The organism is Phreatobacter aquaticus (genome assembly GCF_005160265.1).
GTDB lineage: Bacteria > Pseudomonadota > Alphaproteobacteria > Rhizobiales > Phreatobacteraceae > Phreatobacter > Phreatobacter aquaticus.
Genome location: NZ_CP039865.1, coordinates 1,014,040 through 1,040,036, shown reverse-complemented (window position 1 = coordinate 1,040,036; position 25,997 = coordinate 1,014,040). Strand labels below are relative to the sequence as shown.

The 25,997-nt window shown below is 67.1% G+C and carries 23 protein-coding genes and 1 pseudogene; 5 read left to right on the top strand and 19 right to left on the bottom strand.

Going from position 1 to position 25,997, the window contains the following annotated elements:
- The 11 genes from E8L99_RS04840 to E8L99_RS04790 all read right to left on the bottom strand — a co-directional run bounded on the left by E8L99_RS04840 (position 1) and on the right by E8L99_RS04790 (position 11,795).
- Positions 1-1,791: a glucan ABC transporter ATP-binding protein/ permease gene (locus E8L99_RS04840; RefSeq protein WP_137098486.1), complete on the bottom strand. Its 1,791-nt coding sequence runs from the start codon at positions 1,789-1,791 to the stop codon at positions 1-3.
- Between the two features lie 86 nt (positions 1,792-1,877).
- The gene (locus E8L99_RS04835; protein WP_137098485.1) at positions 1,878-3,071 is read right to left on the bottom strand and encodes a phosphopentomutase; all 1,194 of its coding nucleotides are present in this window, start codon (positions 3,069-3,071) and stop codon (positions 1,878-1,880) included.
- A gap of 3 nt (positions 3,072-3,074) precedes the next feature.
- A complete protein-coding gene (gene deoA / locus E8L99_RS04830) occupies positions 3,075-4,400 on the bottom strand; it encodes a thymidine phosphorylase (RefSeq protein ID WP_137098484.1) in 1,326 nt (441 codons plus the stop codon).
- A gap of 85 nt (positions 4,401-4,485) precedes the next feature.
- A complete protein-coding gene (gene deoC / locus E8L99_RS04825) occupies positions 4,486-5,238 on the bottom strand; it encodes a deoxyribose-phosphate aldolase (RefSeq protein ID WP_137098483.1) in 753 nt (250 codons plus the stop codon).
- A 10-nt stretch (positions 5,239-5,248) separates the two neighbouring features.
- Positions 5,249-6,046 carry a purine-nucleoside phosphorylase gene (locus E8L99_RS04820; RefSeq protein ID WP_137098482.1) on the bottom strand — a complete coding sequence of 266 codons (798 nt, stop codon included), beginning with the start codon at positions 6,044-6,046 and terminating at the stop codon, positions 5,249-5,251.
- Positions 6,043-6,444, bottom strand: a complete 402-nt coding sequence (gene cdd, locus E8L99_RS04815; RefSeq protein ID WP_137098481.1) for a cytidine deaminase — start codon at positions 6,442-6,444, stop codon at positions 6,043-6,045. The genes E8L99_RS04820 and cdd overlap by 4 nt, the downstream gene beginning before the upstream one ends.
- Entirely contained in the window at positions 6,441-7,418 is a 978-nt protein-coding gene (locus E8L99_RS04810) for an ABC transporter permease (protein WP_137098480.1), read from the bottom strand. The genes cdd and E8L99_RS04810 overlap by 4 nt, the downstream gene beginning before the upstream one ends.
- Complete coding sequence (locus E8L99_RS04805; RefSeq protein ID WP_137098479.1) at positions 7,415-8,515, bottom strand: ABC transporter permease; 1,101 nt, start codon at positions 8,513-8,515, stop codon at positions 7,415-7,417. The genes E8L99_RS04810 and E8L99_RS04805 overlap by 4 nt, the downstream gene beginning before the upstream one ends.
- Positions 8,515-10,017 carry an ABC transporter ATP-binding protein gene (locus E8L99_RS04800; protein WP_137101957.1) on the bottom strand — a complete coding sequence of 501 codons (1,503 nt, stop codon included), beginning with the start codon at positions 10,015-10,017 and terminating at the stop codon, positions 8,515-8,517. The genes E8L99_RS04805 and E8L99_RS04800 overlap by 1 nt, the downstream gene beginning before the upstream one ends.
- Before the next feature lie 20 nt (positions 10,018-10,037).
- Positions 10,038-10,781 (bottom strand): MBL fold metallo-hydrolase, encoded by a 744-nt coding sequence (locus E8L99_RS04795; RefSeq protein WP_137098478.1) that lies wholly within the window; start codon positions 10,779-10,781, stop codon positions 10,038-10,040.
- 6 nt (positions 10,782-10,787) lie between these two features.
- Positions 10,788-11,795, bottom strand: coding sequence for a BMP family lipoprotein (locus E8L99_RS04790; protein ID WP_137098477.1), 1,008 nt, complete (start codon positions 11,793-11,795; stop codon positions 10,788-10,790).
- A gap of 228 nt (positions 11,796-12,023) precedes the next feature.
- Between E8L99_RS04790 and E8L99_RS04785 the strand changes: the two genes are divergently transcribed.
- Positions 12,024-14,369, top strand: a complete 2,346-nt coding sequence (locus tag E8L99_RS04785) for a penicillin acylase family protein (RefSeq protein WP_210421793.1) — start codon at positions 12,024-12,026, stop codon at positions 14,367-14,369.
- Positions 14,370-14,470: 101 nt separating this feature from the next.
- Entirely contained in the window at positions 14,471-14,686 is a 216-nt protein-coding gene (locus E8L99_RS04780) for a hypothetical protein (protein WP_137098475.1), read from the top strand.
- Positions 14,687-14,695: 9 nt separating this feature from the next.
- Here the strand turns inward: E8L99_RS04780 and E8L99_RS04775 are convergent, their stop codons facing one another.
- The gene (locus E8L99_RS04775; protein ID WP_137098474.1) at positions 14,696-15,160 is read right to left on the bottom strand and encodes an Lrp/AsnC ligand binding domain-containing protein; all 465 of its coding nucleotides are present in this window, start codon (positions 15,158-15,160) and stop codon (positions 14,696-14,698) included.
- A 130-nt stretch (positions 15,161-15,290) separates the two neighbouring features.
- On the opposite strand from E8L99_RS04775, the gene putA reads away from it, so the two are divergent.
- Positions 15,291-18,383 carry a bifunctional proline dehydrogenase/L-glutamate gamma-semialdehyde dehydrogenase PutA gene (putA, locus tag E8L99_RS04770; protein WP_137098473.1) on the top strand — a complete coding sequence of 1,031 codons (3,093 nt, stop codon included), beginning with the start codon at positions 15,291-15,293 and terminating at the stop codon, positions 18,381-18,383.
- Here the strand turns inward: putA and E8L99_RS04765 are convergent.
- Positions 18,380-19,288 (bottom strand): DMT family transporter, encoded by a 909-nt coding sequence (locus tag E8L99_RS04765; protein WP_137098472.1) that lies wholly within the window; start codon positions 19,286-19,288, stop codon positions 18,380-18,382. The genes putA and E8L99_RS04765 overlap by 4 nt on opposite strands.
- 215 nt (positions 19,289-19,503) lie before the next feature.
- Between E8L99_RS04765 and hisE the strand changes: the two genes are divergently transcribed.
- Positions 19,504-19,860 carry a phosphoribosyl-ATP diphosphatase gene (hisE, locus tag E8L99_RS04760; protein ID WP_137098471.1) on the top strand — a complete coding sequence of 119 codons (357 nt, stop codon included), beginning with the start codon at positions 19,504-19,506 and terminating at the stop codon, positions 19,858-19,860.
- A 315-nt stretch (positions 19,861-20,175) separates the two neighbouring features.
- Here the strand turns inward: hisE and E8L99_RS24125 are convergent.
- From E8L99_RS24125 to E8L99_RS04735, 5 genes and pseudogenes are all read right to left on the bottom strand, one after another.
- Positions 20,176-20,478, bottom strand: a pseudogene (locus tag E8L99_RS24125) (DUF167 family protein); the annotation flags it as partial.
- Between the two features lie 4 nt (positions 20,479-20,482).
- Complete coding sequence (locus E8L99_RS04750) at positions 20,483-20,773, bottom strand: YggT family protein (RefSeq protein WP_137098469.1); 291 nt, start codon at positions 20,771-20,773, stop codon at positions 20,483-20,485.
- Between the two features lie 94 nt (positions 20,774-20,867).
- Complete coding sequence (locus E8L99_RS04745) at positions 20,868-21,749, bottom strand: ABC transporter permease (protein WP_137098468.1); 882 nt, start codon at positions 21,747-21,749, stop codon at positions 20,868-20,870.
- A gap of 7 nt (positions 21,750-21,756) precedes the next feature.
- The gene (locus E8L99_RS04740; RefSeq protein WP_137098467.1) at positions 21,757-22,548 is read right to left on the bottom strand and encodes an ABC transporter ATP-binding protein; all 792 of its coding nucleotides are present in this window, start codon (positions 22,546-22,548) and stop codon (positions 21,757-21,759) included.
- 68 nt (positions 22,549-22,616) lie between these two features.
- Positions 22,617-23,669, bottom strand: coding sequence for an ABC transporter substrate-binding protein (locus E8L99_RS04735; protein WP_137098466.1), 1,053 nt, complete (start codon positions 23,667-23,669; stop codon positions 22,617-22,619).
- A 338-nt stretch (positions 23,670-24,007) separates the two neighbouring features.
- Between E8L99_RS04735 and E8L99_RS04730 the strand changes: the two genes are divergently transcribed.
- Entirely contained in the window at positions 24,008-25,021 is a 1,014-nt protein-coding gene (locus E8L99_RS04730; RefSeq protein ID WP_137098465.1) for a TerC family protein, read from the top strand.
- Between the two features lie 73 nt (positions 25,022-25,094).
- On the opposite strand, the gene E8L99_RS04725 is transcribed toward E8L99_RS04730, so the two are convergent.
- Positions 25,095-25,907: a DUF3108 domain-containing protein gene (locus tag E8L99_RS04725; protein ID WP_168201570.1), complete on the bottom strand. Its 813-nt coding sequence runs from the start codon at positions 25,905-25,907 to the stop codon at positions 25,095-25,097.
- Positions 25,908-25,997: the final 90 nt, after the last annotated feature.

The window sequence follows — 25,997 nt, the reverse complement described above, 5'->3', positions numbered from 1 at the left end:
CTAGACCTCCAGCGGCGGCACCGGCGCCTTCTTGGTGGCGTCGCCGGTCATGAACTGCGCCTTCGCCAGATTGGCGAAGATGCCGCCCTGGGCGACCAGCTCGTCGAACGTGCCGCTTTCGACCACGCGGCCCTGGTCGAAGACCAGAATGCGGGTGGCATGGCGGATGGTGGCGAGACGGTGGGCGATGACGAAGGTGGTGCGTCCCTTCATCACCTCTTCCAGCGCCACCTGAAGCTTCTGCTCGGTGGTGGCGTCGAGCGCGGAGGTCGCCTCGTCGAGGATGAGGACCGGCGGGTTCTTCAGGAGCGCGCGGGCGATCGACAGGCGTTGGCGCTCGCCTCCCGACAGCGAGCGGCCGCGCTCGGCGATCTCGGTGTCGAGGCCTTCGGGCTGGCGCGCCAGGAACTCGGCGGCCTGGGCCCGCTCGCAGGCCTCCATGATCTCCTCGTTGGTCGCGTCGGGGCGGCCGACCTGCAGGTTCTCGCGGATGGTGCGGGCAAACAGCATCGGCTCCTGGAACACGACGCCGATATTGCGCCGGAGCGAGACCAGCGAGATCTCGCGGATGTCGTTGCCATCGATGGTGACGCGGCCCGATTGCGGGTCGAAGACGCGATGCAGCAGCGAGAGTGTCGTCGACTTGCCCGAGCCGGTGGAGCCAACCAGCGCGATCGTGTCGCCGGGGGCTGCCAGGAAGGTGAGATCGGCGACCGCCGGCCGCTTGCCGTCATAGGAGAAGGTGACGTTCTCGAAGGCGACCGTGCCGACCGCGCGGCCGATATCGATGGCATTGGCGCGGTCATGGACCAGCGGCGCCGTGTCGATGACGTCGAAGAAGTCCTTGATCTTCGGACCTTCCATGAACACCGAATTGACGAAGCCGACGACCGCCTCGAGCCTCGCGATCAGCATGGTGGCAAAGCCCATGAAGGTGACGATTTCGCCGATGGTCGCGAGATTGTGGATGTGCAGCCAGGTGCCGGTGATGAAGATCGACAGGACCGTGAGGGTTGCCGAGGCGCGCGAGGCGACAGCCGCCACCGCCCACCAGGACAGGACCGGGATCTGGGCCGCCAGCAGCGCGTCGACGGTCGCCCGCATGGCGCGGACCTCGGCGTCGATGCGGGTGAAGGACTGGATCACCGGCACATTGCCGAGGGCGTCGGTGGCGCGCTCGGCCAGCGCATTGTGGAATTCCTGGACCTTGCCCTGCAGCGTGTCGGTCTTGCGCAGCACATAGGTGGTGAGCGCGAAGAACAGGAAGACCATGATCACCAGCAGGCTGCCGAGCCGCCAGTTCACCACCAGCGAGACCGGCACCAGGATGACCAGCGCGATCATCGAGGCGCAGTGCTCGCGCAGGAAGGACAGCAACAGCCAGGCCATGGCGTTGGAGCCTTCGAGCATCTGCTTCAGGAGCCGGCCCGAATGGGTGCCCGAATGGTAGCTGAGCGGCAGGTTCAGCACATGCTCGAAGAAGTGCTGCATGAAGGCGAGGCGACGGCGATGCGACATGCGGTCGGCATGGAGCGCCACCAGCACGCCGGCGGCGATGGTGAACAGGCCGAATGTCATCCAGGCGGAGACCAGCGGCAGGATTTCCGGCCAGGTGATGGTGCGGCCCTGCGCCTGCGCGCGGGTCAGCGTGTCGATGATACGGCCAAACAGGATCGGCTCGGCAAACATGATGCAGGCGAGAGCGATGTTGCAGACGAGCAGGATGAAGCCCAGCCGCCGCTCCGGCCCGAGTTGCAGCAGGACCCGCCAGTAGACCTTGAGAAGTGACATTGCCCTGCCGTCCCTGGTGCGCCGGTTGTCGGTGTTCTTCTGATACACAGGCCACGGCTTGCCGCAAGCCAGCGGTCAGAACAACGTCAGAACGATGTCCCGAATGGGGGCGCCGGAATAGCGAGATGGCGGGCCGTGGTTGCCGCGATATCGGCGAAGCTCTCGCGCCGCCCGATCAGTTCCGCCTGCTGGCCCGGCCCGAAGGCGAGGATCGGCACATATTCGCGAGTATGGTCGGTGCCGCGGAAGGTCGGGTCGCAGCCGTGGTCGGCGGTGATGACGGCGAGATCGCCCGGCGCGAGGCGCGCAAGAAGCTCGGGCAAGCGGCGGTCGAAGGCCTCGAGCGCCCGGCCATAGCCCAGTGGATCGCGGCGGTGACCGTAAAGGCTATCGAAATCGATGAAGTTGGCGATCAGCAGTCCGCCGTCGGGCAGCCTGCCAAGACCCTCCAGCGTGCGGTCGAACAGGGCCTCGTTGCCGCTCGCCTTCAGGACCTCGCCGGTGCCGACATGGGCGAAGATATCGCCGATCTTGCCGACACTGATCACGGTGCGGTCGGCCTGTTCGGCCAGCGCCAGCAGCGTCGGCTTGGGCGGCGGCACGGCATAGTCGCGGCGGTTCGCCGTGCGGGTGAAATCGGCGGGGCCGGAGCCGAGGAAGGGCCGCGCGATCACCCGGCCGATGCCAAGGGGATCGCAGAGCTCGCGGGCGATCTGACAGAGCGCATAGAGCCGGTCCAGGCCGAAGGCGGTCTCGTGGGCGGCGATCTGCAGCACCGAATCGGCCGAGGTGTAGAGAATGGGTTTTCCCGTCGCTATGTGCTCGGCGCCGAGCCGCGCGATGATCTCGGTGCCGGAGGCGTGGCAATCGCCGAGGATGCCGGCGAGGCCTGCGCGGCGGACGAGTTCGGCCACGAGGTCGGGCGGCAGGCAGGGGACGTCTTGAGGGAAGTAGCCCCAGTCGAAGGTCACCGGCAGGCCGCAGATCTCCCAATGGCCTGACGGGGTGTCCTTGCCCTTCGAGGTCTCGACGCCATAGCCGTAGCGGCCCGTGAGAGCGCCCTCGGCCTCCAGCCCCGGCGGGACGCGGCCCGTCGCCGCGCGCGCCGCCTCGCCAAGGCCCAGACGGACCAGATGCGGTAGATGCAGCGGATGGCCGGCCGCGGCAAAGGCCTCGGCGACATGGCCAAGCGTGTCCGAGCCCGCGTCGCCATAGGCCGCCGCATCGGCTGCTGCACCGATACCGACCGAGTCGAGAACCAGGATCAGCGCGCGGGCCATGGTTCAGCCCGCGATCCGGGCCTGGACCAGCGCGCCGACAACGGCGCCGCCCTCGCCAAGCGTGACCGCATCGCGAACGAGGCGGGAGGCCGCCTCGAAGCCGGCCTCGTCGCGGCCATGGACCATGGCGAGCGGATGGCCGGCTTCGATCGTCTCGCCGAGCATGACGATATCGGTCAGGCCCACTGCAGGATCGACCGGATCGGCGGCGCGGGTGCGCCCGCCGCCAAGGGAAACCACCGCCATGCCGATGGCGCGGGTGTCGATGGCGGTCACCGTTCCGGCCCGCTCGGCCAGGACGGGGCGGACCTGAGGCGCGATCGGCAGGTGCTTGTCCGGATGTTCCAGGAGATCGTCGGGGCCACCGAGGGCTGCCACCATGCGTTCGAAGATTTCGGCGGCGCGGCCATTGGACAGCACCATCTCCAGCTTGCCGAGCGCGTGGTCGAGATCAGGCGCCAGACCGCCCAGTACCAGCAGCTCGGACGCAAGCGCCAGGGTGACGCCGTGCAGCCGCGACTCGCGGTGGGCTCCGGCGAAATAGTCGATCGCCCAGCGGACCTCCAGCGCATTGCCGGCCACATTGGCCAGCGGCTGGTCCATCGGCGTGATCAGGGCGACCGTCGGCAGGCCGGCGCCGGTGGCGACCGAGGCGATGGACTCCGCCAGTTCCCGAGAGCGTGCGAAGTCGGGCATGAAGGCGCCCGATCCCGTCTTCACATCCATGACCAGCCCGTCGAGCCCGGCGGCAAGCTTCTTCGACAGGATGGACGCGGTGATCAGCGGGATCGATTCGACCGTCGCGGTGACGTCGCGCACGCCGTAGATGACGCGGTCAGCGGGGGCGAGATTGTCGGTCTGGCCGATGATCGCGCAGCCGACGCGCTTCACCGTCTGGCGGAACAGGTCGAGCGAGGGCTTGGCATTGTAGCCGGGGATCGATTCCAGCTTGTCCAGCGTGCCGCCGGTATGGCCGAGGCCGCGGCCCGAGATCATCGGCACATAGCCGCCGGCCGCCGCCACCATGGGCGCCAGCATGAGCGAGACGGTGTCGCCGACGCCGCCGGTCGAATGCTTGTCGAGCACCGGGCCGCCAAGGTCCAGATCCTTCCAGGAGAGCGTGTCGCCGGAACCGGTCATGGCGCGGGTCAGCGCGATGCGTTCGTCCATGGTCATGCCCTGGAAGAACACCGCCATGGCGAAGGCCGCGACCTGTGCTTCCGTCACCGTGCCATCGGCAATGCCGGCGACGAAGCCGCCGATGGCGTCGGCGGACAATGTGCCGCCGTCGCGCTTCTCGCGGATGATCTCCTGGGGAATGAACGTCATGGCCGGTCCTTTGGATGGATCCTCAAGGGAATAGCGGATCGGTCCATCGGGCGACAGCCCGCAGCAGCGGGTCGCGACCGGCCCATCAGTAAGCCGGTGGCGCGCCCGTGGTTCCACCGCTCGTCAGAAGATCGTCCAGCAGGCCGGACGCCCCGAAGCGGAATGTGGCAGGCGTTGCCCAGTGAGGCCCCATGACCCGGTCGGCCAGGCCCAGATAGAGCGCGGCATCGGCGGCCTTGCGGATGCCGCCGGAGGGCTTGAACCCGACCTTGCGTCCGGCAGCCCGGATCTCCTCCAGCATGATCTCGGCGGCCTCGGGCGTCGCCGAAATGGCAGTCTTGCCGGTGGAGGTCTTGATGAAATCGGCGCCCGTGCCGATGGCGATGCGGGCGGCCTCGCGGATCAGGTCCGGGCGGCCGAGTTCGCCGGTCTCCAGGATCACCTTGAGCACCTTGCTGGCCGGAACCGCCGCGCGCACCGCGCCGAGGAGGGCTGCCACCGTCTCGCGGTCGCCGCTCATCAACGCGCGATAGGGCATGACGACATCGATCTCGTCGGCGCCGTCGAGCAGAGCGTAGCGGGCCTCATCGGCCGAGCGGCTGACATTGGTGCCGCCATCGGGGAAATTGACGACGGTCGCGATGCGGACGGCCGTGCCGCGCAGCAGGCGGCGGGCCTGGGGCACGAAGCCCGCCCAGAGGCAGATCGCGGCCACCGGACCGAGCGGCGTCACGGCGCGGGCGCAGAGCGCCTCGACGCCGGCTTCGTTCAGGCCGTTGGAGAGATCGGTCAGGTCGAGCAGCGCCACGGCGCGGCGGGCAAGATCGGATGCGGTCATGGCGGATCGATCAGGTTGCAAGTTCGGACAGGAAGCCGCGGATCACCGCCTCGACGGCCAGGGCGCCATCGGCGGCCACGGCCTTGGTCTCCGTGTGGGACGGTGCCTCGGATGCGAGGCCCGCGGCAAGATTGGTGATGAGCGAGAGCGCCACCACCTGCAGGCCGCGATGGCGGGCGAGGATCACCTCCGGCACGGTCGACATGCCGACCGCATCGGCGCCGAGCACGCGCAGCGCGCGGATTTCGGCCGGCGTCTCGAAGCTCGGGCCGGTGACCCAGGCATAGACGCCCTCATGCAATGTGACGCCGCGCGCCGACGCGCCGCGCGCCAGGGCAACCCGCAGGAAGGGATCATAGGCATCGTTCATCGGCACGAAACGGCCATCGCCCGGCTCGCCGATCAGCGGATTGGGGCCGAACAGCGCGATATGGTCGGTGATAGCCATGATCGAGCCGGGCTTCATGGCGGGATCGAGCGATCCCGCGGCATTGGTGATGAGCAGGGCGCGCGTGCCGAAAGTCTCCAGCGCCTCGATCACCGGCTTCATGGCGCGGGCATTGCCGGTCTCGTAGGTATGGGCGCGGCCCTGCAGCAGGGCGACGCGCCGGCCCTCCAGCGTGCCGACAACCATGCGTCCGGCATGGCCGGAAACGCCGGTCGCCGGAAAGCCGGTGAGATCGGCATAGGGAATGGTGACGGCGTCCTCGACCGCATCGGCGATGCCACCAAGGCCCGTGCCGAGGATGATGGCGCAGTCGAGCGGCTGGGGCCCGGCAGCGGCGTCGATGATGGCGCGGGCGGTCATGCGAGATTGTCCGGGCCGAAGGAATGGGGCAGCAGTTCGCCCAGCGTGAACGTGCGCCGGATGCCTTCCGGGCCCGCCACATGAATGCGGAGCTCGTCGGAGGCGAATTCGCGCAGCCGCTGGCGGCAACCGCCGCAGGGTGTGCAGAGTGCTTCGCCATCGCCGATCACCACGATGTCGGTGGGGTTGCGGTCGCCGGCCATCACCATGGCGGCCAAGGCTGCGGCCTCGGCGCAGGCGCCCAAGGGATAGGCGGCATTCTCGACATTGCAGCCGGCATGGACGGCGCCCGACGCTGTCCGCAGCGCCGCGCCGACGCGAAACCTGGAATAGGGCGCGTGGGCCCGCGCCTGTGCCGCTCGTGCCGCATCAAACAGACTTGTCAGCTCGTCGGTCACGCACGGTCCTTCACATAGGGCTGGCCGGAGGCCTTGGGCGGAGTTGCCCGGCCGATGAAGCCCGCCAGCAGGGCGACGGTGAGGATATAGGGCAAAGCCTGGATGGCTTGAACCGGAACCTGTCCGATGCCGGGCAGGGCGAGGCCCTGGATGCGCAGCGCCATGGCGTCGAGCAGGCCGAACATCAGGCAGGCGGCGAGGGTCGGCCAGGGCCGCCATTTCGCGAAGATGAGCGCTGCCAGCGCGATGAAACCCTTGCCGGCTGTCATGTCGGTGACGAATCCGGCCGACTGGGCAAGGCTCAGATAGGCGCCCGCCAAGCCGCAAATAAGGCCGGCGACGACGATAGCCGAATAGCGCAGCCTTGTGACCGAGATGCCGGCGGCATCGACGGCCGCCGGATTCTCGCCGACCGCGCGCAATCTCAGGCCCCAGCGGGTGCGTGCGAGCACGAAGGCGGTGAGCGGGATCAGCGCCAGCGCCAGGTAGACCGGCACGGAATGGCCGGAGACGATCTCGGCATAGAAGGTGCCGATGACGGGAACGTCGCGGGCGGCGGCGGCGAAGGGCAGCTCGATCTCGCCGAAGCGGGCCGATGAAGGCAGCGGCGGGGTGCGGCCGCCCTGTCCGAACCAGGCATTGCCGAGGGTGGCGGTGAGGCCCGCGGCGAGAATGTTCAGCGCGATGCCCGAGACGATCTGGTTGCCGCGCTGGCTGATCGCGGCGAAACCATGGATCAGGCCGAACAGGGTGGAGGCGGTCATGGCGGCGGCGAGACCCAGCCAGGGATTGGGCACGAGGGCCGCGACCGTGCCGGCGGCAAAGGCGCCAACCAGCATCTTGCCCTCCAGTCCGATATCGACAATGCCGGCGCGCTCCGAATAGAGCCCGGCCAGCGCCGCAAGCATCAGCGGTGTCGCCAGCCGGATCGCGCTGTCGAGGGCCACCAGCAGGATCGACCAGGCCTCGCTCATGCGGCCTCCGGGCGGACACGGCGATAGATCTGGGCGATGCGGTCGGCGAACAGGCTTTCCAGCGCGCCGGCAAACAGGATGACGAAGCCCTGGATCACCACGATCATGTCGCGGGTGATGGCCGGCATCTCGAAGGCGAGTTCGGCGCCGCCTTGGGTCAGCGCGCCGAACAGCAGCGCCGCCAGCACGATGCCGAAGGGATGGCCCCGGCCCATCAGCGCCACGGCGATGCCGACAAAGCCGGCGCCGGCTGTGAAGTCGTTGATCAGCCGGCCCTGCGACCCCAGGATCTCATTGGTCGCCATGAGGCCGGCAAGGGCGCCGGAAATGACCAGCGCGACGATGGTGATCCGGGCAGGCGACAGGCCGGCATAGCGGGCCGCTTCCGGATTGGCGCCGACCGTGCGGATCGCATAGCCGAGGCGGGTGCGCCAGATCAGCAGCCAGACGGCGAAGGCGGCGGCGAGCGCCAGCGCGAAGGAGAGATTGAGCGGCGAGCGGGTCATCGGCCAGCCGAACCAGCCGGTGATCGTCGCCGCCGAGGCGAGGAGCGCGGCCGGCGGGAATTGCGCGGTCTCGGGCGCCATGGAGCCCGCCATCTTCATCGGCCCGACCAGCAGATAGACCAGCAGGGTCGAGGCGATGAAGTTGAACATGATGGTGGTGATGACGATGTGGCTGCCGCGTCTCGCCTGCAGCCATCCCGGCAGGAAGGCCCAGATCGCCCCGCCGGCGGCGGCACCCAGCACGCAGAGCGGCACGAGCAGCAGCGCCGGGAGGTCCGGTAAGCCCAGCGCCACCAGCGCCGCGCCCAGACCGCCCATCAGCGCCTGGCCCTCGCCGCCAATGTTGAAATGGCCGGCATGGAAGGCGACCGCCACGGCAAGTCCGGTGAAGATGAAGCTCGTCGTGTAGAACAGCGTGTAGCCGATGCCATAGCTGGAGCCGAAGGCGCCGCGCATCAGGCCGGAGAGCGCGGTCAGCGGGTTCTCGCCGATCAGTGCCACCACAAGGCCCGCCGCGAGGAAGGCGACGGCGACATTGACGACGGGCACGACGACCGCGGTGAGCCAGGTCGGCAGCGCAGCGTTCGCCATCACGCCGCCCTGTCGGCAATGCCGGCCATCAGGAGGCCGAGATCGCGCTCGTCGGTCGCTTCCGGTCTGCGCTCGCCGGTGATGCGGCCATCGCAGAGGACGAGGATGCGGTCGGACAGCGCCATGATCTCGTCGAGTTCGGATGAGACAAGGAGAATGGCCTTGCCGGCGTCGCGCAATGCGATCAGCCGGCGGTGAATAAATTCGATGGCCCCAATGTCGACCCCGCGGGTCGGCTGGCCGATGAGCAGGACGTCGGGGTCGCGGTCGATTTCGCGAGCAAGAACAATCTTCTGCTGGTTGCCGCCGGAGAACAGGGCGGTGGTCAGAAGAGGATCGGCTGGCCGGACATCGTACTCCGCCATGTTCCGGGAACACTCCTTCTGCACCAGGCCAGGATCGAGGAGCGGACCGGCCCCGTAGCGGGCCTCGTCCGAGCAGCCGAGGATGGCGCTTTCAGCCGCTGCGAACGGGGAGATCAGCCCGCGCCGCTGGCGGTCCTCCGGGATGTGGCGAAGACCTCGCGCATGGAGTTCGGCCGGACCGTCAGTGCGTGCGACGGCCAGGCCGTTGAGCAGGATCGTCCCCGCGGTCGATTGGCGCATGCCGGACAGGGCCTCGAGCAGTTCGCTCTGGCCGTTGCCGGAGACGCCGGCAATGCCGACGATCTCGCCGGCCCGAACTTCGAAGCTGATGCGATCGAGCCGGGTTGTGCCGCGGCTGTCCCGGACCGTGAGGTCTTGCACCTGAAGCCGCACATCGCCCGGCACGCGCGGCTGCCTGTCGAGATGGAGGTCCACCTTGCGACCAACCATCAGCGCGGCCAGCTCATCCGGCGAGGTCTCGGCGGTCTCGACAGTCGCGACCATCTCTCCCCGTCGCATCACCGAGACACGGTCGGTCACTGCCATGATCTCCTTCAGCTTGTGGGTGACGATGATGGCGGCCCGTCCCTCGCCGGAGAGATGGCGGAGCAGGTCGAAGAGCTTGTCCGCCTCCGGGGGCGTCAGGACGGCGGTCGGTTCGTCGAGGATCAGGATCGCGGCATCGCGCACCAGCGCCTTCAGGATCTCGACGCGCTGCAACTCGCCGACCGAGAGATCGGAGACAAGCGCATCGGGGTCGACCGTCAGGCCGTAGCGCGCGGCGAGGTCCTTGAGCTTGGCGCGGACGGCGCGCTCGCCGCGGGCGACGAGCGGCCCGCCTTCCAGGCCCAGCATGATGTTCTCGACCACGGTGAAGGTCTCGACCAGCTTGAAGTGCTGGTGAACCATGCCGATGCCGGCCGCGATGGCGGCAGCGGGTGAGGGGATGACAGCGGCCCTGCCGTCGATGGCGATGGTGCCGGCATCCGCCGCCAGGAACCCGTAGAGGATCGACATCAGCGTCGACTTGCCGGCGCCATTCTCCCCGATCAGACCGTGGATCGTGCCCCGCTCGACCGTCAGATCGACCAGCCGGTTCGCCTGGACGGATCCGAACCGCTTGCTGATGCCGGTCATCTGGATCGCGGGTGGATGGGTCAAAGCGCGATCACCATCCCGTCCACGGCGCGCTCCACCGCCAGCGGCTCGTCATGGGCCAGCATCTGCGGCCCCATATGGGTGATGACGATGCGCCTTGCCTTCAGCTCGGGAAGGCGGCGGGACAGCGTCAGATAGTCGAGATGGCTCGGGATCGCCCGGTCGTAGCTGTTGCACTCGACGACCAGCGCATCGGCTCCATCGGCCAGTGGGACGAGGCTGTCGGTCCAGCTGGTATCGCCGGAGAAGCCGAAGACCTTGCCGCCATGGGTGAGCCGATAGCCCTGGCAGGGGCCGGCGCGCTCGTCATGGATCATCGGGAAGGCGGCGATGTCGACGCCTGCCAGCGTGGCGGGCGCCTCGGGCGTCACCTCGCGATAGGTGATGTCGAAGCCGCGGTTGGGCACATCGGCATAGCCCGGATAGGTCGCGTCGATCAGCAGCCGCGTGCGCGCCTCGACGCCCTTGGGGCCAGCGATGGTCAGCGGTGCCTTGCGGCCGGCGACGAACTGCGCATCGAGCAGGAAGAACGGCAACCCGCCGAAATGGTCGCCATGGAAGTGAGTGAACAGGAGGGTTGAGATCGCGTTGCGGTCGAAACCCGCCTGCCTGAGTGGCAGGAGCGAGGTTGCGGCGCAATCGACGAGCATGGCGGAGCCATCGGCGAGCGCGACGTGGAGGCAGGTCGAAAAGCGGCCACCGGAGCCGAAGGCGTCACCGGTGCCGAGAAGCGTAATGCGCATGTGGTCTCACTGGATCGGGCAGGAATTGGTCGCCATGAAGTCGTGGACGCTGACGCGCCCGGCCTTGATGTCCTCGGCCGCCTTGGCGACGGCGGCACGGAGTTCGGGGGTGATCAGGGGGGCGTTGCTGGCATCGTCAGCCCAGTCGATGCCGTCCTCGGCGAGGCCGAGCACGGTGACGCCGGGGCGCCATGAGCCGGCGCGCGCGGTCGCAAAGGCCTGGAACACCGCGACATCGACGCGCTTCAGCATGGAGGTCAGCACGCGACCGGGATGGAGCGCATTCTGGTTGGAATCGACACCGATCCCGAGCTTGCCGGCGTCGGCCACCGCCTGCAGCACGCCGGTTCCGGTGGCGCCGGCCGCGTGAAACACGATATCGGCGCCCTGCGCCATCTGGCCACGCGCCAGTTCGGCGCCGCGAACGGGATCGGAGAAGGCAGCGCCGGTCGTGCCGGTCATGTTCTGGATGACGCGGATATTGGGACGCGCGGCGCGGGCGCCCTGGACATAGCCGCAGGCGAACTTGCGGATGAGCGGGATATCCATGCCGCCGACGAAGCCGATCGTGCCGCTCTGCGAGCGCAGACCCGCTAGCAGGCCGACGAGGTAGGAGCCCTCGTGCTCCTTGAACAGGACGCTCTGGACATTCGGCAGGTTCACCGCGGAATCGATGATGCCGAAGCGGGTGTTGGGGAATTCGGCCGCCACCTTCTCCATCGCGGCGCGGAAGCCGAAGCCGACCGCGACGATCGGGTTCTGCCCGCGCTGGGCGAAGTTGCGCAGCGCCTGCTCGCGCTGGACGTCGTTGCGGATCTCGAAATCGCGGTACTCGATGCCGGTTTCGCGCTTGAACCGCTCAGCACCGACATAGGCGCCCTCGTTGAACGACTTGTCGAACCGGCCGCCGAGGTCATAGACGACGGCGGGTGCGAAGGTCTGGGCGCCAGCGGGCGCGAGCGGCGCCAGGATCGCGGCCGCAGCCACCGCCAGGCGGCGGATCAGGTGGTGCATCGGAGTTCCCCTCGAAACCAGTCACTGGTGCGCGCCTGTTGCGGCTGCTGCGCCGAGGGCAGTTTGGCACCGGCAGGCCTGATGTCCAGTGGGCACGCTGTCGGGCTGGCTCCCGCGCTCCGGCACAGGACACCCCCCATGACCGCATCCCTCTGTCGCGCGCATTGCGGGTGACAGGTCCGTTCCGCCAGTGGCAATGTCTCCGCCCCGCCGCGCGATCGGACCATCATGACCGCCACCCAGACGATTTCCATTCCCGGCCTGTCCGCGCCGGGTTCCATCGGCATCGACGCCCATGGCATTCCCCATATCCGCGCCGAGAACGAGGCGGACCTGTTCTTCCTCCAGGGCTTCCATGCCGCCCGAGACCGGCTGTTCCAGATCGATCTCTGGCGCAAGCGCGGGCTTGGCGAACTGGCCGCCGATTTCGGGCCGGGATTTCTGGAGCAGGACCGGGCCTCGCGGCTGTTCGTCTATCGCGGCGACGAAGAGGCGGAGTTTGCCGCCTATGGTCCGGAGGCCAAGGCGACCTTCACCGCCTTCGTCAACGGCATCAACGCCTTCATCGGCATGACCGAGAAGGACCCTTCGTTGCTGCCCTTCGAGTTCGGCCTCGTCGGCACCAAGCCGAAGCGCTGGGAACCGCTCGACGTGTCGCGCATTCGCTCGCATTCGCTGTCGCGCAACGTGATCTCCGAGGTACTCCGCTGCCAGGTCCTCGGCAAGGCCGATCACCGCACCGACCTTCTGCGCCGCTATCTCGAGCCGGTGGTGACGCCGGTCGTGCCTGAGGGCCTGGACCCGGCGTCGATCCCGCTGGCCGCTCTCGACATGCTGAAACTGTCGACCGCCAGCGCGACGCTGACCAAGGAGCGCCTGGCGGCGACGCTGGCCGACGCGCCGAAATGGCGCTCGACGACGGACCTGCTGGAAGTGGTGCTGGACAGCCAGCATACCGGCTCGAACAACTGGGCGGTCCACGGCTCGATCACCGAGACCGGCCATCCGATCCTGGCGTCCGACCCGCATCGTCTGCACGGCATGCCGTCGCTGCGCATGCTGGTGCACCTGACCTGCCCGGGGCTCGATGTGATCGGCGCGGGCGAGCCCTGTGTGCCCGGCATCACGATCGGCCACAACGGCACGATGGCCTGGGCGCTGACCATCTTCTACATCGATCAGGAAGATCTCTACGTCTACGAGACCCATCCCGACGATCCCGATCTCTATCGCTACAAGGGCGAATGGGAGCGGATGCGCGTCGTCGAAGAGAAAGTGCCGGTCAAGGGCAATCCGGATCAGGTGCACAAGCTGAAGTTCACGCGCCATGGCCCGGTCGTGCTGGAAGACGGCAAGGCCAAGCGCGCCTATGCGGTGCGGACCGTCTGGTCGGATCCGGGCACCGCGCCCTATCTCGGCACGCACCGGCTGATGCGGACCAAGACGCTCAAGGATTTCCGCAAACAGGCGGAGACCTGGGGCACGCCGTCGTGCAACTTCGTCTATGCCGACAAGGCGGGCGACGTCGCGTGGATGCCGGCCGGCGTCAATCCGATCCGGCCGAACTGGGACGGCCTCCTGCCGGTGCCAGGCGATGGGCGCTATGAATGGGCGGGCTTCCGCGACAGTTCCAAGATGCCGCTGATCGCCAATCCGCCGAGCGGCTTCGTCTATTCGGCCAATGAGATGAACATGCCGGCGGACTGGGATCACCAGGCCCATCCGATGGGCTATGAATGGGTCGAGCATGCCCGCGCCGACCGGATCAACGAGGTTCTGACCGCCGCCCGCCCGCATACGCTCGGCGTGTCGCGTGCCCTCCAGACCGACGTGGTGTCGATGCCCGCCCGCCGCATGGCCAAGCTGCTCGCCGGGCTCGTCTCGACGGATGCCGACGCGACCGCCGCGCTGGCGCTGTTTGCCCGATGGGACCATGCACTCACCAGCACGTCGGGTCCCGGCGCGCTCTATGAGCTCTGGTGGTCGCGGCACCTGAAGAAGGCGCTCTGGAAGGCGCTGGCGCCGGCCGATGTCCATGCGTTCCTTGTGCCGGGGGATGTCGAGGGCACGTTCTGGACGCTGGAGAACCCCGACGAGCGCTTCGGCGCGAATCCCAAGGCAGCGCGCGATGCCTTGCTGCTGACCTCGCTTGCCGCCGCCTACCGGGAGACCGTCGGGCTTCTGGGGCCGGACCCCAAGGCCTGGGCATGGGGCAAGCTGCATCAGGCCTATTTCGACCATCCGCTCTCAGCCTTCCTGCCGGCGGAACTGGCCGAGCGCTATGCGATCGGACCGGCGCCGCATGCGGGGGCCAATACGACACCGATGCATACGGGTTATCGGGGCACGGACTTCCGCACGATGATGGGTTCGTCGTTCCGTCTGGTGGCCGATCTCGCCGATCTCGACCGGTCCGTGGCGATGAACACGCCGGGTCAGTCGGGCGATCCGGAATCGCCGCACTGGCGGGATCTGTTCGACCTCTGGCGGACCGGCGATTATGTGCCGCTGCCCTATTCGGCGGCCGCCGTCGACACGGCACTGGAGAAGCAGACGCACTGCTTGCCCGGCTGAGATTTCACGCGCCGCAACAATTGTCCTGCCCGGCGGCGCCTTTTTGAAACCGGCCCTTTCTAGCGTCGGCACCGTAAGTTCAGAGAACGGTGCCGACGAAAATGCCAGACCGTCACGTCCTCGCCGGAGTCCAGCAGGCTCTCGCGGCCATCGATGTCATGTTGCGCAGTGGCCGCACGCAGCCGGGCCAGCTGGCCGCGCTTGCGCAGGAAGCCCGCAGCGCCGCCGAGCTTGCCCAGCAGCGCATGGCAAAGGCGAGTGCGGCTGCCGCCGAGCCAAGTGCCGACCCGAAAGCAGCCCTGGCCAAGACGGTCTGAGAGGCCTGCTCAGACCGGCAATGACGACGTTGCCTTGACCTCTTCCATCACAGCATAGGTCCGCGTTTCGCGGACACCCGGCAGCGACAGCAGGACTTCGCCGAGAAAGCTTCGATAGGCGGCCATGTCAGCGACCCTGGTCTTGATCAGATAGTCGAAGCCCCCGGCGACCAGGTGACATTCCAGCACATCCGGCGCCCGAGCGACGGCCAGCGCGAAGCGGTCGAACACGTCCGGCGTCGTCTTGTCGAGCGTGACCTCGACAAAGACCAGAAATCCCCGGCCGAGCTTCTGCGGATCGAGCCTGGCGCCATAGCCGGCAATCACCCCATCGCGCGTCAGGCGCTTCACCCGCTCGCTGGTGGCGGTCGGCGACAGGCCCACCTTTTCGGCGAGCTCGACGGTCGCGATCCGTCCATCCTCCTGAAGCAGGCGCAGGATGCGGCGATCGAGATTGTCGATGTCGTGGTGCATGGTGAAATCAGCGCGAGGATCGGTCTTCAATAGCGAATATCACTGCCTGATAGCGATTTTACAATATCGAAACCCCGGTCATCTCGACATATCCTGATCACAATCGCTGTCGTGCGCCGGAGCCGCCCTCATGTCCCCCGTTGAGCCCTTTTCCGCCGTTTATGCCGAAGCCGACGAAGCGATTGCCGCGCGCCTGCTGGCCGCCGCAAGCCTCGCGCCGTCGCGGGAGGCCGCCATCGACCGGCGCACGCGCCAGCTGATCGGGGCGATCCGGGCCAAGTCCGGCGGGCTCGGCGGCATCGAGGATTTCCTCCGGGAATATTCGCTGAGCACCAAGGAGGGGCTGGCGCTGATGGTGCTGGCGGAAGCCCTGCTGCGCGTTCCCGACGCCCGGACCGCAGACGCGCTGATCGAGGACAAGCTGTCGGGCACGGACTGGGCGCACCGCGCCACCAAGTCGGATGCCTGGCTCGTCTCGGCTTCGGCCTGGGCGCTCGGCGTCACCGCCCGTGTGATCCATCCCGGCGAGAGCCCGGAGGGTATTCTGGAGACGCTGGGCAAGCGGCTGGGGCTGCCGACGGTGCGCGCCGCCACCCGCCAGGCGATGCGGCTGCTCGGCTCGCATTTCGTGCTAGGTCAGACCATCGGCGAGGCGCTGGGGCGGGCGGGCTCGACGCGCCGCTACCGCTATTCCTACGATATGCTTGGCGAGGGCGCGCGCACGGCCGAGGATGCAGAGCGCTACTATCAGAGCTACGCCGATGCGATCGAGGCGATCGGCAAGAGCGCCGGCAACGAGGCGCTGCCCAATCGGCCGGGCATCTCGGTCAAGCTCTCCGCACTGCATCCGCGCTACGAGGCGGTGAGCCGGGAGCGCGTGCTCGCCGAGCTGACGCCGAAGCTCATAGCGCTTGCCGCGCAGGCCAAGGCCTATGACCTCAACTTCACGGTGGATGCCGAGGAAGCCGACCGGCTGGAATTGTCGCTGGAGGTGATCGGCCGCGTGCTGGCCGATCCGGTGCTCGAAGGCTGGAACGGCTTCGGCCTGGCGATCCAGGCCTATCAGAAGCGGGCGCTGGCGGTGATCGACTGGCTCGACAAGGCTGCGGCGCGGCACAATCGCCAGCTCATGGTGCGTCTTGTGAAGGGCGCCTATTGGGACACCGAGGTGAAGCGGGCGCAGGAGCGCGGCCTCGCCGATTTCCCGGTCTTCACGCGCAAGGCGATGACCGACCTCAACTACATGGCCTGTGTCCGCCGGCTTCTGGCGGCCCGGCCGCGGCTCTATCCGCAATTCGCCACCCACAATGCGCTGACGATCGCCACCATCCTGGAAGAGGCCGGTGGCGCTGATGGCTTCGAGTTCCAGCGCCTGCACGGCATGGGCGAAGCACTCTATGAAAGCCTGTTGACCGACCTGCCGGCGGCGGCCTGCCGCACCTATGCGCCCGTCGGCGGACATCGCGACCTGCTGGCCTATCTGGTGCGCCGGCTCCTGGAGAACGGCGCGAACTCCTCCTTCGTGTCCGCCTCCGCCGATCCTGCCGTGCCGGTCGAGACGCTGCTCGCGCGCCCGCAAAGCTGGATCGGCAGCGCCGATGACGCGCGCCCGCGGCGGCTTCCCTGTCCGCGCGATCTCTATGCGCCGTCGCGGGTCAATTCGCCTGGCGTCGAGTTCGGTGATGAGACGGCACTGGCAAGCCTGCTGGCGGAGGTCGCGACAGGGCAGACACGCGTGCTGAAGCGCGCGCAGCCGATCATCGCGGGCAAGCCTGCGAGCGGACAGGCGCGGCCTGTCGTCAGTCCGGTGGACGGACGCGAGGTGGGTACCGTCGACGAGGCGGATGTGGCGAGCATCGAGGCCGCCTTTGCTGCTGCGGCCAAGGCTTTCCAGCCATGGAGCACGACCCCTGCCACGACCCGCGCCGAGGCTCTTGAGCAGCTGGCCGATCTTCTGGAGCACGAGCGCGGCGCACTGATCGCGCTGCTGGCCCATGAGGCCGGCAAGACCCTCGACGATGCGGTCTCGGAAGTGCGCGAAGCCATGGATTTCTGCCGCTATTACGCGGTTGAAGCACGTCGCCAGTTCGGCTCAGGCCAGATAATGCCGGGCCCGACCGGCGAGGAGAACAGGCTTGTCCTTCGCGGGCGCGGCACGATCATCTGCATCAGCCCGTGGAACTTCCCGCTGGCGATCTTCCTCGGCCAGGTGGCGGCTGCGCTTGCTGCCGGCAATGCTGTGATCGCCAAGCCCGCCGAGCAGACGCCGCTCATTGCCGCGCTGGCCGTCTCGCTGGCGCACAAGGCTGGCATCCCGCCGGGCGCCCTGTCCCTGTTGCCGGGCGACGGCCGCGTCGGCGCTGCGCTGGTCGGCGACAGCCGGGTGGCCGGCGTTGCCTTCACCGGCTCGACAGAGGTCGCGACCAAGATCAACCAGACGCTGGCCGCAAGGCGCGGGCCGATCGTGCCGCTGATCGCCGAGACCGGCGGCATCAACGCGATGATCGTCGATGCCACGGCACTTCCTGAGCAGGTGAGCGACGATGTCGTCATGTCGGCCTTCCGCTCGGCCGGCCAGCGCTGTTCGGCGCTCCGGCTGCTCTGCCTTCAGGAGGATGTGGCGGAGCGTATGCTGGACATGGTGCGCGGCGCCGCCGCCGAACTGAAGATCGGCGATCCGCGCGATCCCTCGGTGCATGTCGGCCCGGTGATCGATGGCGAGGCGAAGCAGCGGCTGGATGCGGTTGTCGCACGAGCGAAAGCCGAGGGCCGCCTCGTCTGGCAGGCTGGCCTGCCGGCCGGCGTCCCGGATGGGCTCTTCGTTCCGCCGGCCATTGTCCGGGTCGCCAGCCCCTCGGACCTGACGGAGGAGGTGTTCGGCCCGGTGCTGCATGTCACGACCTGGAAGGCTGGCCAGCTGCCCGCCCTTCTTGATGCCATTGCCGCCAACGGCACGGGACTGACGCTCGGCATCCACTCGCGGATCGACCAGGTGCAGGAGGCGATCGTCGAGCGCCTCAATCACGGCAATGTCTACGTCAACCGCAACATGATCGGTGCGGTGGTCGGCACCCAGCCCTTCGGTGGCTCGGGCCTGTCCGGAACCGGGCCGAAGGCCGGCGGGCCGCACTACCTCGCGCGTTTCGCCATCGAGCAGGTCGTGTCGGTGAACACGGCCGCTGCCGGCGGCAATGCCAGCCTGCTGGCCGGTGGCGAAGGCTAGGCCGGCCGCCGCTCAGCCGTCAGCCGCTTCCAGATCCGCCCGTCGATGGCCGCAAGGCCGATGCCGATCAGCACCATGCCTGCGATGTGGGTCCAGGCCAGCCGCTCGCCAAGGAAGACGCTGCCGAGGAAGATGGCGGTGACCGGAATGAGGAAGGTAACCAGCATGAGGTTGGTCGGGCCCGCGCTCGCGAGAATGCGGAAGAACAGGATATAGCCGAGGGCCGTCGACAGGAACGCCAGCGCGAGGACCGCGGCAATGGCCGCCTTGCCGGGCATTGCCAGCGTCCAGGGATGCTCCGTGGTCATGACGAGCGGCGCCATGAGGAGAGTGGTCCAGGTCAGCTGCGCCCAGGCCGTGAACACGGGGCTGAGGCCAAGCGGCTTGATCCTGCGACCCCAGAGCGCGGAGAAGGCATAGGACAGCGCCGCGCCGAGGCAGGCCAGCAGTGCCCAGACCGGCGTATCGAGCGCGCCGGCCGCGGCCGGCCCGATCAGCACGACAACGCCGAGGAAGCCTAAGAGCACCCCCGCCAGCTTGTTGGCTGTCGCCTTCTCGTCGGTGGTGCAGAGATGCATCACGACGACGGTGAACAGCGGCGTGGTGGCATTGAGGATGGCCGTAAGCCCTGCGGGAAGCGCGGTCTGCGCCCAGAAGATCAGGGTGAACGGGATCAGATTGTTGACGATCGCCATGCCCAGCATGACGGCGGCAATGTCGCGCCGGAACAGCAGCGCCTGACCGGTCGCCTTCAGCACCAGCAGGAGCGCGATCGAGGCAATGAGGACACGCAACAGAACTAGCGTCAGCGGTGGCAGGTCGTCGAGGGCGACCCGGACAAAGAAGAACGTGCCACCCCAGAGGAGCGAGAGAAGAAGGAGGAGGCCCCAGTCGCGCGCTGACATGATCGGTTCTCGAATCGCCCCGGACAAAACGCACGGGCGCGCATCCTGCGCATTCGCAACCGTTGAGCCACCCGATTTGTCATCGCATCTGCCCGGCGGCCATGCGTCGCTCACGCCAAGTTGTATCGGAGATTGACAGTCCGGCCTTCCGTGACACGGTGATGTCACGGGAAAGTTGTCTAGAGATTCGAACGAATCACATGGAGGCGACAGTCATGCCCGGCCCGATGGAGCGGCTGCACGACGCGGTGCTGAAGGCGCGTATTGACGATCCCGCATCGTCGCGCACCGCCCGGCTGCTGCGAAGCGGGCGGTCGAAGATGGTCAAGAAGCTGGTCGAGGAGGCCACCGAAGTGGCCATCGATGCCCTTGCCGATGATCGCTTCGCGGTCATCCGCGAGAGCGCGGACCTGTTCTACAATCTGTCGGTTCTGTGGGTGGAGATGGGCGTCGAGCCGGGCGAGGTCTGGGCGGAGATGGAGCGGCGCGAACAGCTCTACGGAATCGCCGAGAAGCTGCACAAGGGGCCGGTCGCCCTCGGTGACGACAAGAGCCTGATCAAACGACGCTGACTATTGGCGCACAAAGGCAGGCAGTTCGACCGGCGGGCGCCTGACTTCACGATTGACCGCATTGAGCATGCCGACGGAGCGCCGGACCAGCCAGGCATCGCGATTGGTGCAGCCCTCTTCCGCCAGTGACTGGGCCGCGCGGATGGTTCGCAGCAGCCGGCCCCTGTCCGGATTGGCAAGACCGGCGCGCTCGACGACGGCACGGGAGCGGAGAAACTCCGTCGGATCGGTGCAGATGTCGCCGCGGGTGACGAACTGCGCCGATGCGGAGGTCGAGAGAGCCGTCATGGCGACCAAGGCCAATCCCAGCACGAAAAGACGGGCCGCGGTCGCCGAGAGGCGTGACGCATCACCCCGGACGGACACCGTCTTCAGTCGGGCGGTCTGGCCTTGCACGACCTCGACCTTGGACTTCGCAACCCCCATGGCGTCGGCGACCAGAGCCTCGAGGGCGGCATTGGCCTTGCCGTCCTCGGGCACAGCGCGAACGCGGGCCTTCACGACGGGGCGGCCATCGGAGAGCCGCTCCGCGCCTTCAATCGCGTCTCGTCCGCCACGCGGCGTCAGCCGGATGTCGAGGAGCAACACGTCGCCGTCGATCCGGTAGGGCACTGTCATGGCGTCAGAACACGTAGGGTCGGACGTAATAGGACAGGACCAGCTTGATGAAGATGATGCCGAGCAGCAGCACGATCGGCGAGAGGTCGACCGCGCCGGTATTGGGCATGCGCCGGCGGATCGGCGCGAGCACGGGCTCGGTGATCGCCCGGAGCGTCTGATCGATCTGGGCGACGATCTGGTTCGAATAGTTCACGACGTTGAAGACGATGAGCCAGGACAGGATGGCGGAGGCGATGATCACCCACCAGAAGATGTCGAGGGCGATGATGATGACGTCGATGAGGGCTTTCATGGGTCCGCCGTAACGTGGGCCGAATGGATGTGATTTATGGGGCCGCGAGCGCGCCGGGGCAAGCGGCACGCCTTCAGCAGTGATCCCTATTGCGTCAGCCGGCCGCGAAGGACGAGCGTTGGGCCCAGCCGGTCATCCGGTTCTCAAGCCAGACGGTGGCCATGTACATGGCGACGCCGAGGATCGCGAGAGCGATGAGGGAAGCGAACAGCAGCGGTACGTTGAAGTCCGCCGAGGCGCGGGCCATCAGGTTGCCGATGCCGAAGCGCGAGGCGTTGTACTCCGCAATGACCGAGCCGACATAGGCGAGCGTGATGGCGACCTTCAGCGACCCGAAGAAATAGGGCAGCGAGCGGGGAATACCGACCTTGGTCATGATCTGCAGCTTGGACGCGCCAAGCGCCTTCAGCACGTCCTCGGTTTCCGGCTCGATCGTGGCAAGACCGGTCGCGACGTTCACGACGATCGGGAAAAACGAGATCATGAAGGCGGTCAGCACGGCCGGAAGCCAGCCGACGCCGAACCAGATGACCAGGATCGGAACCACGGCGACCTTCGGGATCGAGTTGAACCCGACCATCAGGGGATAGAAGCCGGCATAGAAGAAGCGGCTGGCGCCGAGAACCAGGCCGAGCGCGACGCCGAAGGCTACGGCCAGGCCGAAGCCGGCCAGCGTCATCCAGGCCGTGTGGAACGAGTGCAGGCCGATCTGGCGGCGGAATTCCCAGGTCGCGGAGATGATGGTGGAGGGCGCCGGCAGCACGAATGTCGAGACGTTCAACGCCTTGCAGAACAGTTCCCAGACCAGAAATGTTCCGATGGTGCAGATGACCGGCGCCAGCTTCAGCGCCAGCTTCGTCTTGTCGATGCTGGTGGCGGTGACCACGTCGAACAGGACCTTGGCGAGGAAGGCCACACATCCGATCGCGATCGCCGCCGGCCAATAGTTCAGAAGAAAGTCGATGACCGGCTGCATCAGGGCCTCACGCTGCCGAACGCGCTTCCGCAATGCGGGCGCGCAGGTCATGGACAATGTCGGAAAAGGCCTGCGTGTAGGTGATTTCGAGATCGCGCGGCCGCGGGAAGTCCACCACCCGCTCGGTGATGATGCGACCGGGCCGCTGCGACATGCAGAAGATGCGGTCGGCCAGGAACGTCGCCTCGCGAAGATCGTGGGTGACGAGGATCACTGTCAGCTTGCCGGCCATGCGCGCATGTAGGTCGCGGATGACGCACCAGAGTTCCTCGCGCGTGAAGGCATCGAGCGCGCCGAACGGCTCGTCGAGCATCAGCAGCTTCGGCTCGTGGATCAGCGCGCGGCACAGCGAGGACCGCTGCTGCATGCCGCCGGACAATTGCCACGGGAACTTGGAACCCGCGCCACCGAGACCCACCGATTCCAGCAGGGCTTCGGCCTTTGCGACATATTCGGCGCGGTGCTTGCGCAACCTGGAGCGGTGCGGCTGGACGATCTCCAGCGGCAGCATCAGGTTCTCAAGCGTCGTGCGCCAGGGCAGCAGGGTCGGGGCCTGGAATGCCATGCCGGCCATCTTGACCGGCTCGGAGACTTCCTTGCCGTCAACGATGACCGCACCCTTCTGCGGGAACTGCAGGCCGGTTGCGAGCTTCATGAGGGTGGACTTGCCGCAGCCGGACGGACCGACAACCGCGGCGAACTCACCCTCCGAGACCTTCAGGCTCAAGCCGTCGACGGCAAGCGTGCCGCCCGTTGAATAGGTATGGCTGACGTCGGTCAGTTCGACGAAGGGACGCAAGGGAACAAGCCTTCCGGTCGGGTGCGATGATCCGGGCGGTGTTCGCCCGGATCGGGAGGCAGCAAGGATCAGACCAGCTTGCGCTCGGCGGCCGGCGGGAGAAGGTCGCTGACGAACACGTCCTCGGGCTTCGGCTTGTTCTTGTAGGTGAAGGTCAGGCCGATCTGGTCGATCGACTTGGCGAGACGCGCCGGATCGATGCCGCCAATGCCGTTGGCTTTCACCCAGGGCGTCATGACGTAATTGTCGATGCACATCTTGAGGCGCTCGGCCTCGGTCTCCTGGCGGGCGACGTCGTTGCGGGCGAGGACCAGCTTCACGGCCGCGGCCTGATCGGCGATGCAGTCGCGGATGCCCTTGACCACAGCGCGGTTGAAGCCGGCGACAGCTGCGCGGTTGTCCTTCATGAAGCCGACGCTCGGCATCAGCACGTTGCCGTATAGCTCGACGCCATAGTCGAACATGTGCAGCACGATGATGTCGGCATCGGGAACGCCGCGCGACTTGAGATTGATGTAGGACGAGTGGGCGAAGCCGAAGATGGCGTCGACCTCACCCGAGGCCAGCATCGGCTCGCGGACCGGGAAGCCGACATTCTCGAACACCATCTTGGAATCGTCGAGATTGTTGACCGCCTTGAAGATCGGCCACTGGGCATAGGCACCGTCGGGAGCGGGGGCGCCGAACTTCTTGCCCTCCAGGCTCTTCACATCGGTGGTGATGCCACGCGACTTGCGGCCGATGATCGCGAAAGGCGGACGGTCATAGACCATCATGACGGCCTTCACATCGACCGTCGGGTTCTCGTCGCGGAACCGGATCATCGAGTTGAAGTCGCCGAAGCCCATGTCATAGGTGCCCGAGGCGACCCGGGTGACGCCTTCGCGCGAGCCGGACGACGGGTCGATCGAGACATTCAGCCCTTCGGCCCGGAAATGACCCTTCTCCAGCGCCATCAGGAACAGGCCGGCTGGCCCCTCGAAGCGCCAGTCGAGCGTGAAGCGCACGTTGATCGTCGCCTGGGCATGAACGGCGGGAGCGGCGAGGGCCGACAGCGAGGCCGCGCCGGCAAACTTCAGGGCATCGCGGCGGCTTGGACGAAAACGCGGGAACTTGGTCATGGAACGCCCTTGTCGGCTGGGAGGTCTCGTTGGCCAGGCGGCAGCGCAGCGCGCCTGATCGACACAACCAGCGAAGGTCATGCCGTAGAGTCACTTACGCAGCAAAGACCATGCCGGGCCGTTCATCAACCGCTTTCTTCGGCGAAAGGCCGGGATTTGCCTAATAAAGTGGCGATCTGCACGGGCAAAAGGCTGCGACCAAGTGTCTCCTAGCAAGCCGGCCAGCCTTTGACGATCTTAGCGTCACCGGTTGCGGGCCCCTCTGGCCCTGCGGGTTCCATTCCCGCGGGTCATGTCGGAGCCGGAGACGTTCTTCAGGCTCAATCGGAATCTTGATCATGGATATGTTTGTTGCCGACTGGATCGGCAAGCCGCTCTGGATGTGGGCGGGCTTCTTCACGCTTGTCATCACCCTTCTCGCCTTTGACCTCGGCATTCTCAACCGCCGGGACAAGGAACTTGGTATTGCGCAAAGCCTGTGGCTTTCGCTCTTCTACTTCGTCATTGCCATCGTCTATGGCGGCGGCGTCTGGTGGGCCTATGAGCGGGGCTTCATCGTCACGCAGGACGGCGTCCATGCGGGCATGGCCTTCTTCACCGGCTATTTCATCGAGAAGGCGCTGTCGATCGACAATGTCTTCGTGATTTCGCTGATCTTCGGCTTCTTCGCCATTCCCCGCCAGTATCAGTACCGGGCGCTCGTCTGGGGCATCGTGGCGGTGATCGTGCTGCGAGGCGTCATGATCGGCGTGGGCGCGGCGCTGGTCCAGCAGTACAGCTGGATTCTCTACGTGTTCGCCCTGTTCCTGGTCGGTACCGGCATCAAGATGCTGATGGTGCCGGATCACGACACGGACATGGCCGACAACAAGATGATCAACTTCCTGCGCCGCTATATCCGGGTCACGCCGGAGCTGCACGGGCAGAAGTTCCTGGTCCGTCAGCCGCATCCCCAGACGGGCAGGACCGTCGTCTGGGCGACGCCGCTGCTGCTCGCCCTGATCGTGATCAACATCGCCGACCTTGTCTTCGCGGTGGATTCGGTGCCGGCGATCTTCGCGATCACCACGGATACGTTCATCGTGTACACGGCGAACATCATGGCGATCCTGGGCTTGCGGGCGCTCTATTTCGCTCTCGCGGCCATGGTGCACCGGTTCGCCTATCTCAAATATGCGCTGGCCCTGGTGCTGGTCTTCATCGGTGTGAAGATCTTCTGGAGCCAGCTCGTCGCCAAGGTCGACCCGGCCATCTCGCTCGGCGTCACCGTGCTTCTGATCGGCGGCGGCATTGCCGTCTCCTTGTGGAAGACGCGGAACGACGATGCGCAGCCGGCGCAGGCGGAGCGGTAAGGCCCGCTCACTCGCTGACCACGGTTGCTGATGCTCCAGTGGGGCCGTCCTTGACCGGACGGCCCTCTTGGCATCAGCGGCTGATGCTGGCGGTCGTCGAGGGGCTGCCCAGTTCAAGCTTGGTCGGTTCGATCAGCGCGACGCCGACGGGCGTCCGGATCGAGATGCGGGCCGGCAGCAGGGCGCGCGTGCCGGCAATGGGTGCCAGCCAGATCTGCATGTCCCGGTTGGCTTCCATCGCCTGGGTCTGGGACGGACGATGGCCTGCGATGGCGCGGTACCGCGCATTGCAGACGACGACCGGCCCCTCATAGCCGGCGACCTTGATCGTGTCGGTGCGGGCAAATGAGAAGGACAGGTCATAGCGCTGGCGCCCGTCGAAGACCGGGAAGGTCTTGGCGCAGGCCGCGGCCGTGACGGTCGGCCCGGCGCCGGGTGCGAAGAACAGGCCGGCTGCGAGCGGGTCGAGCACGCCCTGGCGATGGGCTGCCGTCACCGGCACCTGGTCGGCGGCGGCCGGGCGTTCGGGCTCGGCGGAGAAGCTGCGGATCGCGCCGCCGGTCATCGCCATGCGGATCGCTTCGTTCTGCTGGGTCGTGTTCAGCGTGAGATTGTAGTTTGCCGGTATGGCGCGTCCGCCGGAGATGCGGCCCGATGCGCTCGCCGTGCCGCGGCCGGACGCGATCAGGCGCGAGACGCCCGACAGTCTCAGCGAAATCGAGGTTTCATAGGCCTCGTCCGAAATGCGCCCTTCAAGTCCGGCAACGCCGACCTGAAGTCCGCCAATCATGATGTCATAGCGGCCGGACACCGTCTCGCCTGCGCGAGCGGGCAAGGCAGCCAAGACCAGAGCGGCGACGCCGACAACAACAGCCGATCGGGACACGGGACAAACTCCAGGATCAGCGGGGCAAATCGAGTGCGCGCCGCACACCGACATCAAAGCGCGAAATGGTTAACGGCTTGGAAATGCGGC

Excerpts from the sequence above, each read along its gene's own strand:
- E8L99_RS04840 (WP_137098486.1), bottom strand. The coding sequence starts at position 1,791 with ATGTCACTTCTCAAGGTCTACTGGCGGGTCCTGCTGCAACTCGGGCCG.
- E8L99_RS04835 (WP_137098485.1), bottom strand. The coding sequence starts at position 3,071 with ATGGCCCGCGCGCTGATCCTGGTTCTCGACTCGGTCGGTATCGGTGCA.
- deoA (WP_137098484.1), bottom strand. The coding sequence starts at position 4,400 with ATGACGTTCATTCCCCAGGAGATCATCCGCGAGAAGCGCGACGGCGGC.
- deoC (WP_137098483.1), bottom strand. The coding sequence starts at position 5,238 with ATGACCGCATCCGATCTTGCCCGCCGCGCCGTGGCGCTGCTCGACCTG.
- E8L99_RS04820 (WP_137098482.1), bottom strand. The coding sequence starts at position 6,046 with ATGACCGCCCGCGCCATCATCGACGCCGCTGCCGGGCCCCAGCCGCTC.
- E8L99_RS04810 (WP_137098480.1), bottom strand. The coding sequence starts at position 7,418 with ATGAGCGAGGCCTGGTCGATCCTGCTGGTGGCCCTCGACAGCGCGATC.
- E8L99_RS04805 (WP_137098479.1), bottom strand. The coding sequence starts at position 8,515 with ATGGCGAACGCTGCGCTGCCGACCTGGCTCACCGCGGTCGTCGTGCCC.
- E8L99_RS04800 (WP_137101957.1), bottom strand. The coding sequence starts at position 10,017 with ATGACCGGCATCAGCAAGCGGTTCGGATCCGTCCAGGCGAACCGGCTG.
- E8L99_RS04795 (WP_137098478.1), bottom strand. The coding sequence starts at position 10,781 with ATGCGCATTACGCTTCTCGGCACCGGTGACGCCTTCGGCTCCGGTGGC.
- E8L99_RS04790 (WP_137098477.1), bottom strand. The coding sequence starts at position 11,795 with ATGCACCACCTGATCCGCCGCCTGGCGGTGGCTGCGGCCGCGATCCTG.
- E8L99_RS04785 (WP_210421793.1), top strand. The coding sequence starts at position 12,024 with ATGACCGCCACCCAGACGATTTCCATTCCCGGCCTGTCCGCGCCGGGT.
- E8L99_RS04780 (WP_137098475.1), top strand. The coding sequence starts at position 14,471 with ATGCCAGACCGTCACGTCCTCGCCGGAGTCCAGCAGGCTCTCGCGGCC.
- E8L99_RS04775 (WP_137098474.1), bottom strand. The coding sequence starts at position 15,160 with ATGCACCACGACATCGACAATCTCGATCGCCGCATCCTGCGCCTGCTT.
- putA (WP_137098473.1), top strand. The coding sequence starts at position 15,291 with ATGTCCCCCGTTGAGCCCTTTTCCGCCGTTTATGCCGAAGCCGACGAA.
- E8L99_RS04765 (WP_137098472.1), bottom strand. The coding sequence starts at position 19,288 with ATGTCAGCGCGCGACTGGGGCCTCCTCCTTCTTCTCTCGCTCCTCTGG.
- hisE (WP_137098471.1), top strand. The coding sequence starts at position 19,504 with ATGCCCGGCCCGATGGAGCGGCTGCACGACGCGGTGCTGAAGGCGCGT.
- E8L99_RS04750 (WP_137098469.1), bottom strand. The coding sequence starts at position 20,773 with ATGAAAGCCCTCATCGACGTCATCATCATCGCCCTCGACATCTTCTGG.
- E8L99_RS04745 (WP_137098468.1), bottom strand. The coding sequence starts at position 21,749 with ATGCAGCCGGTCATCGACTTTCTTCTGAACTATTGGCCGGCGGCGATC.
- E8L99_RS04735 (WP_137098466.1), bottom strand. The coding sequence starts at position 23,669 with ATGACCAAGTTCCCGCGTTTTCGTCCAAGCCGCCGCGATGCCCTGAAG.
- E8L99_RS04730 (WP_137098465.1), top strand. The coding sequence starts at position 24,008 with ATGGATATGTTTGTTGCCGACTGGATCGGCAAGCCGCTCTGGATGTGG.